General features: G+C 32.5%; 16 protein-coding genes. All 16 read right to left on the bottom strand.

Annotation, left to right across the window (positions count from 1 at the left end):
* Positions 1-276: 276 nt before the first annotated feature.
* A complete protein-coding gene (locus ACUTVW_RS10075) occupies positions 277-927 on the bottom strand; it encodes a lysostaphin resistance A-like protein (protein WP_445645663.1) in 651 nt (216 codons plus the stop codon).
* A gap of 39 nt (positions 928-966) precedes the next feature.
* Positions 967-2,997 (bottom strand): cyclic peptide export ABC transporter, encoded by a 2,031-nt coding sequence (locus ACUTVW_RS10070; RefSeq protein WP_445645662.1) that lies wholly within the window; start codon positions 2,995-2,997, stop codon positions 967-969.
* Positions 2,998-3,002: 5 nt separating this feature from the next.
* Positions 3,003-4,760, bottom strand: coding sequence for a non-ribosomal peptide synthetase (locus ACUTVW_RS10065; protein ID WP_445645661.1), 1,758 nt, complete (start codon positions 4,758-4,760; stop codon positions 3,003-3,005).
* Positions 4,760-5,791, bottom strand: coding sequence for a BtrH N-terminal domain-containing protein (locus ACUTVW_RS10060; protein ID WP_445645660.1), 1,032 nt, complete (start codon positions 5,789-5,791; stop codon positions 4,760-4,762). The genes ACUTVW_RS10065 and ACUTVW_RS10060 overlap by 1 nt, the downstream gene beginning before the upstream one ends.
* Complete coding sequence (locus ACUTVW_RS10055) at positions 5,766-6,878, bottom strand: transglutaminase-like domain-containing protein (RefSeq protein ID WP_445645659.1); 1,113 nt, start codon at positions 6,876-6,878, stop codon at positions 5,766-5,768. The genes ACUTVW_RS10060 and ACUTVW_RS10055 overlap by 26 nt, the downstream gene beginning before the upstream one ends.
* Positions 6,853-8,172, bottom strand: coding sequence for a radical SAM protein (locus tag ACUTVW_RS10050; protein WP_445645658.1), 1,320 nt, complete (start codon positions 8,170-8,172; stop codon positions 6,853-6,855). Before ACUTVW_RS10050 ends, ACUTVW_RS10055 begins: the two co-directional genes overlap by 26 nt.
* Before the next feature lie 33 nt (positions 8,173-8,205).
* Positions 8,206-9,177, bottom strand: coding sequence for a hypothetical protein (locus tag ACUTVW_RS10045; RefSeq protein ID WP_445645657.1), 972 nt, complete (start codon positions 9,175-9,177; stop codon positions 8,206-8,208).
* 25 nt (positions 9,178-9,202) lie between these two features.
* On the bottom strand, positions 9,203-11,023 hold the full coding sequence (locus ACUTVW_RS10040; RefSeq protein ID WP_445645656.1) for a S8 family serine peptidase: 1,821 nt from the start codon (positions 11,021-11,023) through the stop codon (positions 9,203-9,205).
* 20 nt (positions 11,024-11,043) lie between these two features.
* Positions 11,044-11,268, bottom strand: coding sequence for a phosphopantetheine-binding protein (locus ACUTVW_RS10035; RefSeq protein WP_445645655.1), 225 nt, complete (start codon positions 11,266-11,268; stop codon positions 11,044-11,046).
* 211 nt (positions 11,269-11,479) lie between these two features.
* Positions 11,480-12,247 carry an enoyl-ACP reductase FabI gene (locus ACUTVW_RS10030; RefSeq protein ID WP_445645654.1) on the bottom strand — a complete coding sequence of 256 codons (768 nt, stop codon included), beginning with the start codon at positions 12,245-12,247 and terminating at the stop codon, positions 11,480-11,482.
* Complete coding sequence (locus tag ACUTVW_RS10025; RefSeq protein WP_445645653.1) at positions 12,238-13,017, bottom strand: 4'-phosphopantetheinyl transferase family protein; 780 nt, start codon at positions 13,015-13,017, stop codon at positions 12,238-12,240. Before ACUTVW_RS10025 ends, ACUTVW_RS10030 begins: the two co-directional genes overlap by 10 nt.
* A 20-nt stretch (positions 13,018-13,037) precedes the next feature.
* Positions 13,038-13,778: a 3-oxoacyl-[acyl-carrier-protein] reductase gene (fabG, locus tag ACUTVW_RS10020; protein WP_445645652.1), complete on the bottom strand. Its 741-nt coding sequence runs from the start codon at positions 13,776-13,778 to the stop codon at positions 13,038-13,040.
* 2 nt (positions 13,779-13,780) lie between these two features.
* A complete protein-coding gene (locus ACUTVW_RS10015) occupies positions 13,781-14,938 on the bottom strand; it encodes a beta-ketoacyl synthase N-terminal-like domain-containing protein (RefSeq protein ID WP_445645651.1) in 1,158 nt (385 codons plus the stop codon).
* A gap of 13 nt (positions 14,939-14,951) precedes the next feature.
* Positions 14,952-15,374: a 3-hydroxyacyl-ACP dehydratase FabZ gene (gene fabZ / locus ACUTVW_RS10010; protein ID WP_445645650.1), complete on the bottom strand. Its 423-nt coding sequence runs from the start codon at positions 15,372-15,374 to the stop codon at positions 14,952-14,954.
* A 24-nt stretch (positions 15,375-15,398) separates the two neighbouring features.
* Positions 15,399-16,604: a beta-ketoacyl-[acyl-carrier-protein] synthase family protein gene (locus ACUTVW_RS10005; protein ID WP_445645649.1), complete on the bottom strand. Its 1,206-nt coding sequence runs from the start codon at positions 16,602-16,604 to the stop codon at positions 15,399-15,401.
* Positions 16,601-16,882: an acyl carrier protein gene (locus ACUTVW_RS10000; RefSeq protein ID WP_445645648.1), complete on the bottom strand. Its 282-nt coding sequence runs from the start codon at positions 16,880-16,882 to the stop codon at positions 16,601-16,603. Before ACUTVW_RS10000 ends, ACUTVW_RS10005 begins: the two co-directional genes overlap by 4 nt.
* Positions 16,883-17,243: the final 361 nt, after the last annotated feature.

Below are 17,243 nucleotides of genomic sequence, written 5' to 3'. Positions count from 1 at the left end.
ATAAAATTTCCAAAATGTTCTTTTCTACGATACAAATTTTGCTATTTTTCGACAATAAAAAAACTCCCCCCCACTCCAGCCAGATACTTAGTGAGACAGAGACCTTGCATTTATTCGCTGTAGTACGCGTTTTTAACGATCAACATTGTAAAAACGTAATAAGCGTGTGCCTATTGAGTATCGGCACACGCTACCTGCTTCGCATTTCCATCAGTCTAATTGATAAGGATATGACTAAAAAAATAGTTTTGAAATCTTATAATTCGGAGATAAATCTTAGGTATCTGTATAAAGTTTAGAACTTTTTTTAGCATATAAAAAAGCTAAGAAGTTAAACTCAACGTGTAATAATAAAGTTACTAAAATAGAATTAGTGTAGTATGCAATAAGTCCAAACACTAAACCTCCGGTTAAGGCAAAAAGCATGTATTTCATAGTATTTTTGTTGAATTGATAATATTGTAAATGTGATAAGGAAAATAATAAAGCAGATAATATAACGGAAGTTGTTACAGGGAGACCCGCTATTTCAAATGCTGTTTCGTAATTAAAATTTTCACTAATAATCGGAATGAGCAAACCTCGAAATAAAACCTCTTCAACAATCGGAAACACAATCACAAAATTTATTATATTCGTTCTCCCCGTTGGCTTATAACCTGAATACCTTGAAATAAATAGATTAACAACAAAAATTACAACAATAAGTAACAGTGCCGATTTCAGATTAATGGGTAGATCCCAAAAGATTTTATTGTTGTAAAACAAATAAATTAATATCACTAAAGTACCCCAAACGTAAACCACTTTAGATTCCGAAAATTTGTAAATTTTAAGAATTGAATATAACTTAATTAACGTTTTTTTGACAACTACGTATGAGAAAGAAAGAATTGCTATCACTAGAACTGAGAATAGTACACCCACTCTGCTATCTTCCTTTCTTTTAACAAATTCAGTATGTCTTTAGACCATCATGTAGTGATCATGCTTGATTTGGCCACTCTCTAGTTTTATCACTCGATCAGCTACACTGAAATATTGGTCATCGTGTGTGACTACGATAATTCCTTTCCCTTGGGATTTAAGAATTGAAAGCAACTCTTCATAAAAGAACGCTTTAAACTCAGGATCTTGCTCAGCCGCCCATTCATCCAATAAAATTAACGGTTTATTTTCTAAACATGAGATGATATAGGCTAATCGTTTCTTCTGTCCCGTAGATAATTCGTTAGAATTTATATTTCCTTCACTATCAATATACACTTTAGATTCCATTTTCATTAATTTAAGCAGGTCATTGATACTTTGTTTATTTGTATTAGTATCTATACCATACAATTTATTAAATAGATGAAAGTCACTAAAAATAGCCGAGAAACATTCATTCAGCTCTTCCATCGATGCTCGCTCGCCATTTAGTTTAACTACTCCACCCTGGGGATTGTATAGACCTGTCATAATTTTTGACAAAGTTGATTTCCCACTTCCATTTCCACCAATAATCATCAAAATTTCACCTGATCTAATCGACATATTGATAGGACCTAATTTAAACTCGGTTTTATTGTTATTTTTATCACTTACAAAATAACTGTACTCAATATTTTCCAGGTCCAACTCAATTTTGTCTGGCGATCTTCGAGATTTATTTTCCTGCATGTTTATATCACTTTTTGAATCTTCACTTTTTTGCAGCAAAAATATCAAATCATTGATTTGTTTCATATTTACTTTCAATGATTCCAACTGAGATATCGAATTGATTAAAATTTGGAATGGACCCAGCATATAAAATACAATAAATAATGTTTCACGTAAGTTTGCTACATTTATACCTGTTAATAGTATTGGAAAAATAAATACTACGACTGCAAAGATGATGTTATACATCGTAATGTTATACAAATTGTAATTTAATATTTTAATAGACGCTTTTACATTATAATTTGTAGTTTCATTAGCACAATTTTTCATTTCTGCTACATACTCTGATTTTTTATGTTTGTTTAGGATTAGTTCTCTGAAACCGTGTAACATGTGAGTAGTATAAGAGAAATATCTATCTTTCATTTCTCTATTTTTCGTCCAATATTTAGAAGCTTTTTTATTAACAAATATACTAAAACTTAGATTAAGTACTATAATCGACAGGGAACCAACAAACCCATAGAAGTTCTGGTAACCTAAATAACCCATACAAAAGATAATAGTCAGTAGACTTGAAAAGCCTGTTACTACTAATTCTGGTGATTTAGATATGGCCTCTGTGTCACTATTTAATACTGTGTATATTTTAGAACTACCTATCTTTTCAACTTTCTCATATGATGAATCGGTTATTCCATCAACAATTAACTTTCTTTTTTCATTTATAAGTAAACTAGCATTCTTTATCAACTTTTCTTGTAAAACTTTTTGAGTGAATACAAAAAATATTACAAAGAAAATAAAGAACATAAGTAAGTAACTTGAATACTTCAGTTCAGTATTAAAGGTTTCGTTGATCGTTAATATGATCATTGTATTCATTAATCCGTTAATAATACTTAAAGAAATGATAGCTGCATAATTTTTTTCTCCTTCCTTTTCGGATGAGAACAATGCATGTATAAATAATAGATATACAAATAAAGTAATTATTAACGCAATAAAAGATAAAAAAATCCAGTTTCCATAGGTAGCATTAATCAATTCCCATTTTGAAATACCAAATAAATAATTTGTACTTGAAAATATACATATTCCGAAATAACCAACTACTGCACTTATCAGTAATACTTCTTTTATAGTTTCTTTTTTTGTTTTCTTGAATGCTCTTTTTTTCTGTTTTGTTTCTTTAAGTATCTTGCCAGTATAAAACAAAATTAAAATGATCAAACACGACAAAAAGAAAAAAAACATTTTAAAAAAACTCATCTCAATACCTAATCCATAAAAAACACCTTTATTGTTGATTAGAATGTTTTCAAGAAGAAGTGACCGTGGATTCATCATTAAACCTACACCTCTTTACTACTTTCGATATTGGATTCAACATATTGCATTAACTCTTCAATGTTATTAAAGAAAGAATTAGTTAAAGTTTCATCGGCCAAAAGAATATCAAAATGGTTCTCAATTTCTACTAAAATTTTTACAAAGGATATAGAATCAATGAAGTCAATAGAGGTCTCCAATGTTATATCATCAGATTCTGTGACTTTTCTTATAATAGATATAATTTCGATATTAGTTTCCGATAGGTCTTTTTCCAAATCAGCTTCTTTTACTTTATCTTCAGAAAGAATATCAATCTCCATGGTCTTCAACGCATTTCGATCGATTTTTCCATTTGGTGTTTGAGGCATGCTTTGGATCTCTATGAATTTGTTTGGAATCATGTAATCCGGTAATTTTTCCTTGAGAAACCGTTTCAACTCATCGGCATTCTGCATGCTATCAGAGCAGTAGTATACCCATAAACTGTTGATACTGTTTACAGTATGCACTATAACAATGGCTTGACTCACAAGTTGCGAATCATATATTACTTTTTCTATTTCTTCGACTTCTACCCTGTAACCTCTGATTTTCACCTGATTATCCATTCGCCCAATATACTTAATGTTACCGTTAGATATGTACTTTCCGTAATCACCTGTCCGGTATATTTTTCTATTCTGAAGATCGTTTACCACCACAAATCTCTCAGAAGTTAATTGTTCTTTATTATAATATCCAAGAGATAATGCTACTCCCGATATGCATATTTCCCCTACTTCGCCTGGTTCTACCTTTTGTAAACTATCATCCAATATAAAAATCTCATAATTACGTAATGGCTTACCAATCGTTATCTCGTTCTCATGCGTGACATTTGATACTGTTGCCCAAACGGTTGCCTCTGTTGGGCCATAGACATTGTATATAGTGGCTTTTGTATTTTTCCTGATATCTTCAAGTAAATTCGTAGGAAAACTTTCTCCACCAATAATGATATCTTGGACATTTTCAAGTGCCTTCTCATTAAAATTCAATAACATTCTGGCTCTAGAAGGTGTCATCTGAACTACATCAATCCCATGTTCACTAATTAATTCAAAAATTGCTTTAGGATTCGTGCTTTCTCTAGTATTGGCAAGTATAACTGTCATCCCTTTACAGAGAGCCATTACACTCTCAAGAAAAAATATATCAAATGAAACTGTTGTTAAACATATGATCTTTTTACCATCATCCAGAGCACAAGCCTCACCCATTACATCAACAAAATTGACTAATGAATCTTCTCCGATCATGACTCCTTTAGGGTTACCAGTAGATCCTGATGTATAGATGATATAGGCTGGATTTAAACGTACAGAACTTTCAGTCTGTGTTTGTTTCAGTTGATTTTTAACATGCGATGGTTCGATATCAATAAAAAAAGCGTTGCTACCTGAAAACATATCTTCATTTTCCAATGTTGTTAACACGTAGTCACAAGAACTATCAGCAATTATATAATTAATTCTATCCTTAGGATATGATAGATCAATAGGAATGTAGGTGCTTTTATTTTTCAAGATTGCAAAAATTGAAATAAGCAATTCTATACTTCTTGGTACAGCAAGAAGTATAGTTTTGTTACTCAATCCACTATTGGATAGAGACTCCGCGAGATCATCAACACGTAATAGAAAATCATTATAGTTTATTCTTTCATTTTCAAAGATTATCGCATCTTTATTCCCAAAATCAGTAGCGGAACGAACTAAGAATTCATATAAATTTTTCATTAAATAATCTCTCCACTTTCATTAGAATTTAGATTAAACAAGATAATGAGTTCTTTCATAATTTTCTGTTCCAAATTATAAATATCATCAAAAAGAAGACTAATTTTCTTAAATTGTTCATCCCTGAGCTTTTTTGAAGAATAGTACATTCTCATAAAAGTTTTCCCTAGTATCATCCACTTTTCTTGACATTCCTGAAGGAGTACACTTACTGTATCCGCAGCATTACTATAGTTTTTTTGTACAAATAATGTATAATTTTTTATATTTATAGATGTATTTTTGAATAGCCATGCAAACATCGTATTTAATGATTCTTCTTGATTATCAAAACTTTGCGATACAATCTCTACATTATTCGAAATAGCATCAAATAAATTTTTTATATTTTCTATTCGGGTAGTTTTTCGTGTTGCAGATCTCGTATTATTTCTTTCAAAATTTTGCTTCAAAAGTTCTTTACCATCTACTGTATATTTATCCTTGTTATTAAATGTTAATAAAGCTGTTGAACAAGCAAACACTTCTTCAATCCCTATTTTCAAAGGTTCTAAGTTTTGAGTTGGATCTAAGACTAGACACTCTCCATTATCAACGCCTGAAATTATAATTGCATGGGAGTAACTGAATTTTTGATACATCCGATTAAACTTGCAGAGAATAGTATCTACAAAAACAACAACTGGTTTGTTGTCCTGTAACTCTTGTATAATAGAATTATACATTTCATCTACTGTCTCGCTTTTTTCCACTTGGATTGCAAGAGAAAAATACATTTCATAAAACTGCAAAGTCTCCTTAACAATGGTTAGATCAGTTAATGAAAAAGTATTATAAAATATATTTTCTAAAGATTTTGATTCATGTTCTTCTTTAGATGTATCGTAATAAAAATCTAACGCAGAATATATAACGCTAGGTTCTTTCTCAAAATGAATAAGAATCATAGTCATTATTGCTTCCCAACAATCTACCATGCTGTAACATTTTTCTGGTACCACCAGATCAACTGCTTTTTTCATGTTTTTCATGAATAGTCCCTTTCTTAAATGGAAGTTGCCAAAAGATATCTGGGTTACTGATCGCCCTTGAAAAATTATAGTCTTTGGTTTGGGGTACTAGGTGTATCACGTTGTCTTCATAGCAAGAGTCCACACCAATCGAAATCTCAAGTGAACTACTAAATCTATAAAGCTTATGTTTTATACTATGCAAATAGGTATTAATATTTAATCTTTTCCCATGATAATTTGCATCTTCATTAATGTGTACTTCGTTTCTTTCATTAATTATTAAATTTCTAAATTCATGAATCGATAATGGTTCATTTTGATTATTGGAAAAAAACAAACAATAACTAGGATCTAGCATTATCCATTTATTAAATTCCTTAGAATAAACAATAACTACAACATGGCTATCATCTGTTTCTCTTTCTCTGGGACTGCAAGTAATATATCTAGAATATAGACCTGCAGCGAGACAGAGTTCTGATAGAACAATAGCCAAGCCTCTACAATTCAATCTATTCCCATGCTCGCCAGCAAAGTTTAGTAAGGATCGCAAGTCTCTTTTTGGAGGCAATACCATATAGCTTTTATGCTTGGCCCTTTGGTTCACCCATTCTAAACATAAATACATTTTATTAAAATCATCTTGAGAATCATCCAGCCATTCTTCCATTTTCACATATTCTTTTATATTAGTAATATTTTCAAAACTGTACTTGAATTCTACATAGTCACCTTCTTGTTTATATATCTCATTTTCTAAAGGAACAAGCTGTACATTAAGATTTTCAAATTCCTTTTTCTCAACTTCTGTGAAAGAGACTAGGCATGCTGTTTTATGAATAATATCCGTTCTCTCAAAAACAAATTTTCTGGACTTTGACGATTTCGTAAGATTATACTTTTTATTCAAAAAATAAAAGATGAATACATTTTCAGTAATATTAAACTTTAAACACTTGCGGTTAAAAATATCCTCGCTTGGACAAGAAATGAATAATTCATTATTATTTATATGCAACAATATAGTTTGAGATAATTCCTCTGATGCAAGGTATAAACAGTCCATAATCCATTTTCCTCTATATGAGTTTAATAGCATTGCCATCTTTTATTTCTCTTTCAATATTATAAAGAAATCTTTGTTCTTCTTTATTCTCCTTCATGCAAATCATACTTTTTTTCATGATCCAACTCGCTGGACAACCTGACGTGAAACAAACCGGCAAAAGTTCGCAACTATTACATTTTTCTTCCAATGGTTTATCTGTCCAAATCGAATTAATCATATCGTTCTCATCAATAGTACCGTTCTCTCGTATTTCTCCAATCAAGTTTTTATCAACAATCTTATGATTTTCAATATTTCTATTACATTTATATACTGAACCGTCCCAATTAATCGCAAATCCATTCTCTTTAAATGAATAGCACATTTTACTATTAATACTTTCATACAGATCACTGTAATTATTGTTTAGTCTCTTTTCGTTCTTCTTAATAAATTCCATCATTTCATAATCACTATCTACTAATTCATTTGTAAGTTTTTTTACACTCTCGCCTCCCCAATCTTTAATAGGCTTTTGAATAAGTTTAAAACAATTATCATCGGCGAAATTTTCATTAAAATAGTCAAAAAACTCTTCATACTCTTTAATTTTGCTTTTGAGTATGTTATTCCTTATGGCAATTGTATATCTTTTATTGATATCAGAATTTTTAATATTCAAGAGATTTTCCGTTATCTTATCAAAAGTACCTTTGCCACTAACATGCGGCCTCAATGTATCATGTAAACTTTTTGTACCATCAATTGTAATTTGAAAAAAAATACAGTTATTGTCCACAAGTTCGGTAAACGTTTCCATATCCAAATAATATCCATTTGTTGTTATGGAAGAAATGAAAGGCACTCGATTTTCAGTACAAATTTCTTTGATCTTTTTAGCCATTCTTATAATTCTGTTCTTTTCAATTAATGGCTCGCCTCCAAACCATTCAATATAGACTGACTTATACTTTTTTATATTTTTATAGAGAAATTTAATAATACTTTTCTCGACTTCGTCAGACATAGATTTGTTGTTTTTTTCCTGATAACAATATTGACAACGAAAATTACAATTGTTCGTCATGACTATTGTCATCCTTAAATTATTATCATAGATGCTTTTGTCTACGATATGCTTGAATAGCCTAATCTCATCGACACTTTCAGAAGTGACTAGACCATATCTCTCGAGCTCTTCACTTAAATTTGAGGTATTGATTTCTTCTTCATTGTTTTTTAATGATTGAAAAGATTTTTGATCTACTTCAATTAGTTTGGATGAAAGGGTGTTAAAGATGTAGTACCGGCCCTCAGTTTCCAAGAACACATTATACATTGAGCTTTTCATATGATCTCTCCTTATTTCCAATCATTTTTTATACTACAAAGCCATTAATATATTTTTGTACAACTTCACTTCAAAATTCATAATTTCACTTAGTGAACTTTCAATATCTTCTAAATTTTCCTTTGTTGGATCTATACTACATTTAAGTACTAGCAACTTGAAAAGTTCAAATTTCTTGACTAATTTTTCAAACTCACGCGTATAGGTTCCACTGAAAACTTCACTTGTCAACTGTTTCAATAAACGCTTGGAAGTAATAATTCCTTCTGATGCTATATCAAAAACGAGATTATAATAATTTTTCTGTTCAATATATTCTCCACTGTATCGAAGATATTCAAAGTACCTGTGCAATTCTTCATAAGCTGAATACCCATAATAATTCTCTCCTTCATTTCCCCCTCTCAAGAAGGAGCGTACCGTATCTGCAAGTTTAATTTTATATTTCTCTACATCTTTTATATTATTTCCGATGATACTTGTATCCTCACATATAACTTCTATAAAGTGATTTAACGGGTCATCATAGTCCAATTTTAACCAACCATCATAAGATCTTATAGGGTATGTTGGAATATACCCGTCACTGACATACAAACCCTTAATTTCATCCCACCCTATTAAATTAATATAATGTTTGGTATTTGCATTTTGATTGTTAACAAATAAATTGTTGTACTCCAAATATTTGGTGCCTATATGACCTATAATAAAGCTGTTGTAATAGATCTTGTTCCTTATCCAATGTTCTCTATTATCATTTTCATTAATACCAGAGAGTACTATTTGATTCTCTTCCAGAAAATGCGCTATCCCTTGTTCAAATGCCATAAATATTCTAGATCTGGTCATATTCGCAGATTTAAAAACTATATTTAAGTCACAATGCATTAAGATATCTAACTCTTTGATATTTGGAACATTCAATCGAAGATAGTTGAAAATACAATTTGATAAGCAATAACTCCCTGGATAAGTAGTGTAATTAGAATTATTTAAAAGCATTCAAACACCCCTATTTCCTTATCCTCTATTCACCAAAAAAATTCTCAATCATTACTACCAACCTCTCATTATCACTTTCTGAACCTATAAGAAAAGTTGGTTTTTTGAAATATTCTTTCATGAATTCTTTTTTTTCTTCAATTTGCTTTTGGTTCAAGACGTCCCCATCACCTATAAGAGATATTAAATTGTAATCTTTCTCAACCGGGAAGATACTTATTGCTATTACTTTCGTTTCAATATAATTCTCTAAATAATTTATGGTTCTGTTTATATAAGTCAAGTCATCATTTGGATTGACACATAATATAATAGCGTCCGGCTCACTTCCAAGTAAGAAATCATGCTGATGATTGGGGTAAAAACCAATGTTACCTGCTGAATACGGGACAGTTTGAGATTGAGATCCAACTAGAATGATATCCGGATCATTCCTGGAGATGTTATACATCAATTCATTTACTGTACTTATAGCTTTGCCTCCTGAGACATTAACTGAAGAGTTGTAACCCATTGGGTAAACTTCATTCATGCCAAACAATAAAGACGAAGCTTCTGTACCAAGTTGGCCCACTCGATAACCTTTCTCACACAATAGTTTTCTCAAAGTCATCTGTAAAGTAAATTTACCTTGCCGTGGACTAGTTCCAAAAACCCCTAAAACAGGTTGCGGAATTCTATGTAATTTATCCATGTTACTTTCTGGAACATTTTCTTCAGAAATAATTGGATAATAAATTTTGTTATCTTTCTTTAACATATCAATGTCTCCTTGATAGGCTGAAAGATCATCAAAAGAGTAGAGATTTTTAGAATGTTCTAAACATGATTGAATGAAAAACTCATAAAAATCTCGATTATAAACCGAGTTTAACATACTAGTATGACCTAGTATTACAGTATCAAAATCAGATTCCCAGTCAATTTCATCGATACTCTCAATCTTCAGATCCATAATACCCTTCAATTTTTCTGTATCTCTCCATTTATTATGCCTTCTTGGTTCATAAACACCTTTAATCGAAAAAGTTAATTCATTACGGAACCTCAATAGAGAATGCATTTCTTTATTAAAAGGAAATATAATGGCCTTATTAATTTTATTAATCCAATCAGGTTTCTCAATCTTTCTTTTACTATAATTAACTACCTTCATGGCATTGTTTTTCAGTTCAATTAAAATCTTCTTTTTGTCTCTGATGCCAGATTGCATAATTTTAGCAACAATAGCTGTAATATGAGGGGCTGCAAAACTTGAACCAGCCACACGTTTATATCCTTCATCCCACGGTAATCGCTGAAGGGCACCTATGCCCATAATATTAACGATACTATTCTCAACATAATAATACTTTTGAGCCTCTGTACAAAATGTATGATAATCAACACCTAAAACAGAGTCAAAGGCTGCAGGGTACGATATCGCACCTAAGTTATCAAAAGCTGCAACAGTAATAATTCCTTTGTTTTCAATAAAACTACATATTTCTTCTAAATCATCTATTTTATCGCAAAATGTCACTCCATTACTTAAATGAATAATATCAACGTCGAGTGTTGTAATGATGTATTTCAATGCTCGTATCAGATCTTCAATATTTGTTTCATGGTTTTTATCGAAAATTTTTATTGAGTAGATCCTGGCCTCAGGTAGATGATTATGCAATATATATGAAGTAGCCGTTCCATGACCAATGTTGTCGATATGCTCATTATCCAGACAATAATCTGAAGTTAAATCAATATTTTCAACATATATCTCATTGAATTCTCTTCTGCTGGTATTGGTTCCGCTATCAACAATCGCAATTTTAATTCCATCGCCCTTAAGGTTATTCCAGTTCATTCTAAATCCCCCGTAATATTTTATTCATACAACTTCTCAACTAAGTTTACATAATCTTTGAAATTGGCTAGTTCCTTCACTTCAAGAATATCGTCATTAATTCTGACCATAAATTCTTTCTCAATTGCAATAATTAAGGCAACAAATTGTAGAGATTCTAATTCGAGCTCCTCTGTATAATCTTCTTGATCAATATAGATTCCCATATTATGAAATATTGTTTTTAGTTTATTTTCTATCTCCATTGAAATCGCTCCATATATTTTTTATTTAATAACAAGGGTTGTCAGAGAATTTCACTTCCGACAACCCAGTCTTTCAAATTTTTAAACGACTAAAATTCAAAATTAAGAGCATTTGAAGTTACTTTCTCCATACAGGACTACATTGTTATTCACTTTTTTAGGTTTAACTAATTTTTTCATTTCTCTTCACCTCCTTTCAAAAGTTAAGCGCTTAACCCAAGACGTGAAAGCCTGAATCCACAAAAATAATTTCTCCGGTTATTCCCTTTGATAGGGAACTCATTAAAAACATGCTCGTATCACCGATCTCTTCTAAAGTTACATTTTTTTTGAGAGGAGCTCTTTCAGCAACATTTAATAGTTTTTCATCCAAACCTAGTATTACAGAAGAAGCTGAAGTTTTAATAACACCAGATGAAACAGCATTAACTCTAATCCCTAATTTCCCCAAATCTACAGATAAATAACGAACGGTTGCCTCTAACGCTGCTTTCGCGATCCCCATGACACTGTAATTATCAATAGCTCTTTCCGAGCCAAGATAAGTTTGAGTTACAACGCTTCCTCCTTCTGTCATAACCTCTCTGGCATGTTTACAAAAAGATATCAATGAATACGTACTAACACTTAATGCCTCTAAAAAATCCTCCCTGCTAATATCGATACAATCGCCATGGAGTGCTTCAATACTTGCATAGGCTAAAGAATGTACTACTCCATCTATTCTGCCGACATGTTGTTTAATAAAATTGAATGCTTCTGAAATGCTATCGTCATTCAACACATCACAAGCAATTATGCATAAAGGTTCAATCTCCGCATCCGTTAGCATTTTTTGAAGTTTACGACGCGATTTTTCTTTTCGATATGTAAAAAGCAATTTAGCTCCTTGTTTGTTTAGCGACTTAGCAATTCCCCACGCGATGCTTTTCTCATTCGCTATTCCCGTTACGAGTATTTGTTTTCCTTCTAGCAACACATAGAAAACCTGCCTTCACCAGAGAATGTACTAACTGACTTATTAAGCCTCTCCATTTCCATGCTTAATTCCTCAGGAAAATTCAATAACACTGACAAATCGACTAATTCATTTATTTCAAGAAAAGTAACATGTGAGGAGAACTCTTCAAAGGCACAGATTGACATTAAATAATGTTCACCAACATTGTAATGCTGGAAATATGCTTTTGGCAGACTGTCGTTAGCTTGCATATAAAATCTATAATCATCCCCTTTGATGCAAAAGGAATTCAAAGGAATTTTAAGCCCCTTTCCTGTTGCTTTTATATAACTTTCTTTCAAAGTTAGAATTCGATAAAAATGAATTAATTGATTAGAAGTATCTTGATTAATTATGGAAGTATATTCATCGTCGCTAAAGTATTGCTGGGCAATACCTAATTGACGTTGTTTGACTTGTTCGAGATCGACCCCGACACAGTGTCTTGAAAAAACACATACAATCCATTCCCCTGAATGGGAGATATTAAAATCCCAGCCTTGTGCGGATTCTAAAAATGGCTTGTTAAAGTCATCTTTCTTAAAAACCAGACTTTTATTCTCAAGTTTCAATAGTTTACAAAATATAATACGAGTTAAGAGTTCACCTATTACAGACTGTAAAAAGCTTTTCTTATTTTTATTCTTTGTAAACTTTTCTTGCTTTTCTTTGGAAAGAAAGCGAATTAAATTGTACTCATTGATGTAATCCCTGGAATGATTGTAATTACATAAAAAAACATAGACCATGGAATCCCCACTGTATCATGTTATACTATTCCTCCATCGACATTAATAACTTGTCCATGTATATAACTTGCCTCATCTGATGCCAAAAATAATACTACTTTTGCTACTTCTGCAGCTTCCCCAAATCTTCCAACAGAGATTTTATCTTTGAAGCCATGCTTTATTTTCTCAGGGACTTTATTAAGCATATCAGTAGCTATGTACCCTGGAGCTACCGAATTAACACGAATTTTCTTCCTGGCCAGTTCTCTGGACAGTGCCTTAGTAAAGCCTATCACCCCAGCTTTCGAGGCACTATAATTAGTCTGGCCAGAACCCCCTAATTGCCCTGATACTGATGAAATATTTATTATTACTCCTTCTTTTTCACTTAACATGGATGGAATAACAGCCTTACTACAATTGTAAGTTCCCTTTAAGTTTGTATTAATAACACTATCCCACGACATTTCATCCATGAACATCAAAAAACTATCATCCGTTACTCCAGCATTATTAATCAAAACATCAATTTTTTTATATTTCTTTGTTATATATTCAATGGCTTCCATACATTTGTTATGATTGGTCACATCTAATAGAATACTCTCACAAACGCAGCCTTTCTCACACAATTCTGCTTCTAACCTTGTCGCTTCATCTTGACTTTTACTATAAGTAAAAATTACAACTGCTCCTTTAAAAGCAAACTGTCTAGTAATTTCATTACCAATTCCGCGCGATCCCCCAGTGATAACAACTACCTTGTTTTGAAAATCCATTTTCAGTCTCCCTCGCCTATAACAATGCTAAACAAACATCCACTAATATCATATCCATTGATTAATAAATATTTGTACCTTCCGGCCTTCGCATAATCATAGATAACATTTAAATTTAGACTCTCATCTGGAATTTCACACCCAGAAGTTAATGGTAATGTTTGATTTTCCAAGCAAAGAATCCCACTTACAACATTCAAAATTAATGATGCACCTATGCTTTCTCCAATTGCTCCCTTTATAGCCGTTACAGGAATTTCACTACCTAGTCCCCCGAAAACTTGATGTATTGCTTTTGCCTCAGCAGGATCTGCATAAACACCACCACCAGATGCCATAAAAATCCCGTCAATATGATCTTTACAGATTCCAGCATTCTTCAATGCCATTTCCATAACCTGTGCAAACACATTACTATCCGAATTCGGACCGTCAATAACACGAAATTCATCAGTTATGGCATTTGAATAGCCAAGAATTTCACATAGTGCTTTACCTGATCTAGATCTCAATGAGCTCTCACTCTCAATAAACAATCCTCCTGCTCCCTCAGTAACCCTTGTCCCATCTCGATTCGCATCGAGTGGCTTACAGATTGAGTCAAGATTCTTGGTGGTAGAGTTAATTAACTGAAAACTATGATCTAACTCTTCGATATATTCTTCCACACCACAACATAAAATTTGATCACATTTATTGCTTTTAATCAATTCATATGAATAGGCGACTGCATTGCTTCCCATTAACATCGTACTTGGTCCTTTAAGCCCTAAATGTAAACATGTATGACCCAAGCCAGCATTAAAGACTGTATTGGTAAACAGGGTTGGACTTACGCCATCTACACCATAAGTTTCGATCTGATCCCGGAAATTAATATTCGATTGCAAGGGTCCAAACCCTGTATTGAAAACGGTTCCAATTTGTTCAGTATCTAAAAGAGAAAGCTTTTCTAATACCAGTTTAGAGACACTAAGACTCATCCTAGAAAATCTATCCATACGTCTTGACACTTTTGGATTTATATTCTGAGGAAGAATAATAGGTAACTCAATTGAATTATAATCCACTTTCTTAGTATTAATGCCCGACCAGAACCCTTCCAAACTAGCTCCTACACAAGTAATTACTCCCATTGATGATATGAAAACTCTCTCCATAGTCCCCTCTATTCTACACTTCAGTCTGTGCCAAAGAAATTAAACCCTTTGATACAATTACGTTATCCACGTAAGCAGTGCACTTTATTTGAAATATATGTCCTATACTTTGCTCCAAAGAGGCCTCCACAATTAACTGATCTCCCGGAACAACTGGACGTATCAACTTCAGATTGTTCACACCGCATAAGAGCATTCTATAATTTATCGTTTTAACTTCCGGTTCCACAAAGATAAAACCACCGACTTGAGCCATCGTTTCAATCATTAGAACACCTGGGTATATCGCTTTGTCTGGAAAATGTCCTGCAACCCATGGTTCATTGTGCGAAATATTTTTATAGCCTCTTGAACTCTTCATATAATCGATATCTAGTATTTTATCAACCAAAACAAAAGGATACTCATGCGGTAGTATAGATTTTATTTCAACCACTTACATTTAACTCTCCTCGCCTATTCAATTAACTTTTCCCACGACAACACTGGCTGCGTTCCCAGAAAATGCAAATGAGTTAGACATTGCATATTTAATTTCTTTTTTTATACTTTTACCGTAAACTAATTTTAATTCTCCAAATTCATTTGGTACATCTACTAATTTTGCAGTTAAGGGGACAATATTTCTATCTAATGCCATCAGAATAACCGCCATCTCAACGCTACCAGCTGCACCTAAACAATGGCCCGTTACAGCTTTTGTAGACGAAATCAACACATCCGGGCTTGCAACTTCCATTAAATCAGTAATGGCCTTTGCCTCCATAACATCATTTAATTCAGTTGCTGTCCCGTGAACATTAATGTAATCAATATCTTGAGGGTTCAATTGTGATTCTTTAAGTGCCATATTCATAGCTCTAATCGCACCTGATCCTTCTGGATCGGGACTGGTTATGTGATAAGCATCGTTACTTAGGCCATAGCCTAATAGTTCTCCATATATATGTGCATTTCTCATCAGTGCATGTTCTTTACTTTCTACAATGAACGCGGCTGCACCCTCTCCCAAAGATGTGCCGTCTCTATTTTTATCAAAGGGGCTACATCCATTAACGCTCATCGACTCCAAACTATGAAAACCGGCTACAGAAATATCCGCTAACATATCCATTCCTACCACGAGTACAACATCCAAATTACCGTTCCTTATCTGGTCTATGGCTATGCCAACTCCTGCTGTGCCTGCCGCACAAGCAGATACTGTCGTATAAGTAGCTCCACTGACATTACAAAATCTTGCTACTTTTCTTGTATAGTTGGGGACATTCACCAGCCACTCAGGATTTGAATTCATGTTATTATGTTTGCTCTTTATATGCTTCATTGTATTTAGATTTCCGGAAATTGAAGTTGAGACAGATAATCCACATTTCATTCCCATGTTTTCTATTTCACTTTTACTAATCTTACTATCATGAAGTGCTTCATCGATAGCTTGATATGCCATCAATATTGATTTTTCTTCTATACCAATTTGATCCTGGTACGTAAGATAGGCCTCATCAACTTCACCAGCAATAGAAGTACTTTTAATATGTAACTCATCAAATATTCCACTTTTTTTGAGACCGGTTTGACCGTTGATAATTGTTTCAAAAAAATGTTCCTTATTCGCTCCATTTGAAGCAATTATACCTATGCCGGTTACAACAGCATTACTCATTTTTCTTCACCAGAATACGATCGAATTAATTGGGCAATAGATTTGACATTGTAGCAAGAGGCAAGATCCGTGTTTTGAATTACGATTTGAAAGTCTCTTTTTATACCTACAGCCAGTTCCAAAGCATCTACCGAATCTAAATCTAACCCTGATCCATTATCATCAATATCAAAAAGAGGAGCTTCCTCATCAATACTATCGTGTGAAATATCTAGTCCTAACTGACTAACTATTAACTTTTTAATCTTCTCTTCTAATCCAACATCTGCTACACTCATTCTTTTCTCCTCCTACTTAATGGATAATTTAGTAAATAAGTTTCAAAATTACCCTTGGAAAATAATAACTAAGTGAATTCTATATCAACTTTCATAATTTGTAAATACACATAACTAAAAAAATTAAGCGCTTTACTTTTATTAAATTGTTAAAAATTTTCTACCATAAATCCCCTTGTAAAAATGGAATATTTAGTGTTATTCTAAAAAAAACCTATGTTGTAACATATCAACAACAACAGACGCAATACATTTTATATTAACTGGAGAGAATGAATACATGTTTATTTATATGACTTTGAAAATCATTACCTGAGGTCTAAAAGACTAAATATACAATTGTTTTATAGAGCTAACAGCC

The sequence above is a fragment of the Paenibacillus sp. TSA_86.1 genome (assembly GCF_052691815.1).
This window is presented reverse-complemented; position numbering and strand designations above follow the sequence as displayed.

What these genes read in the sequence shown, in the direction of transcription:
- ACUTVW_RS10065 (WP_445645661.1), bottom strand. Translation starts at nt 4,760, where the DNA reads ATGAAAAATTTATATGAATTCTTAGTTCGTTCCGCTACTGATTTTGGG.
- ACUTVW_RS10015 (WP_445645651.1), bottom strand. Translation starts at nt 14,938, where the DNA reads ATGGAGAGAGTTTTCATATCATCAATGGGAGTAATTACTTGTGTAGGA.
- ACUTVW_RS10060 (WP_445645660.1), bottom strand. Translation starts at nt 5,791, where the DNA reads ATGAAAAACATGAAAAAAGCAGTTGATCTGGTGGTACCAGAAAAATGT.
- ACUTVW_RS10070 (WP_445645662.1), bottom strand. Translation starts at nt 2,997, where the DNA reads ATGATGAATCCACGGTCACTTCTTCTTGAAAACATTCTAATCAACAAT.
- ACUTVW_RS10025 (WP_445645653.1), bottom strand. Translation starts at nt 13,017, where the DNA reads ATGGTCTATGTTTTTTTATGTAATTACAATCATTCCAGGGATTACATC.
- ACUTVW_RS10040 (WP_445645656.1), bottom strand. Translation starts at nt 11,023, where the DNA reads ATGAACTGGAATAACCTTAAGGGCGATGGAATTAAAATTGCGATTGTT.
- ACUTVW_RS10005 (WP_445645649.1), bottom strand. Translation starts at nt 16,604, where the DNA reads ATGAGTAATGCTGTTGTAACCGGCATAGGTATAATTGCTTCAAATGGA.
- ACUTVW_RS10055 (WP_445645659.1), bottom strand. Translation starts at nt 6,878, where the DNA reads ATGGCAATGCTATTAAACTCATATAGAGGAAAATGGATTATGGACTGT.
- ACUTVW_RS10045 (WP_445645657.1), bottom strand. Translation starts at nt 9,177, where the DNA reads ATGCTTTTAAATAATTCTAATTACACTACTTATCCAGGGAGTTATTGC.
- fabG (WP_445645652.1), bottom strand. Translation starts at nt 13,778, where the DNA reads ATGGATTTTCAAAACAAGGTAGTTGTTATCACTGGGGGATCGCGCGGA.
- ACUTVW_RS10050 (WP_445645658.1), bottom strand. Translation starts at nt 8,172, where the DNA reads ATGAAAAGCTCAATGTATAATGTGTTCTTGGAAACTGAGGGCCGGTAC.
- ACUTVW_RS10000 (WP_445645648.1), bottom strand. Translation starts at nt 16,882, where the DNA reads ATGAGTGTAGCAGATGTTGGATTAGAAGAGAAGATTAAAAAGTTAATA.
- ACUTVW_RS10035 (WP_445645655.1), bottom strand. Translation starts at nt 11,268, where the DNA reads ATGGAGATAGAAAATAAACTAAAAACAATATTTCATAATATGGGAATC.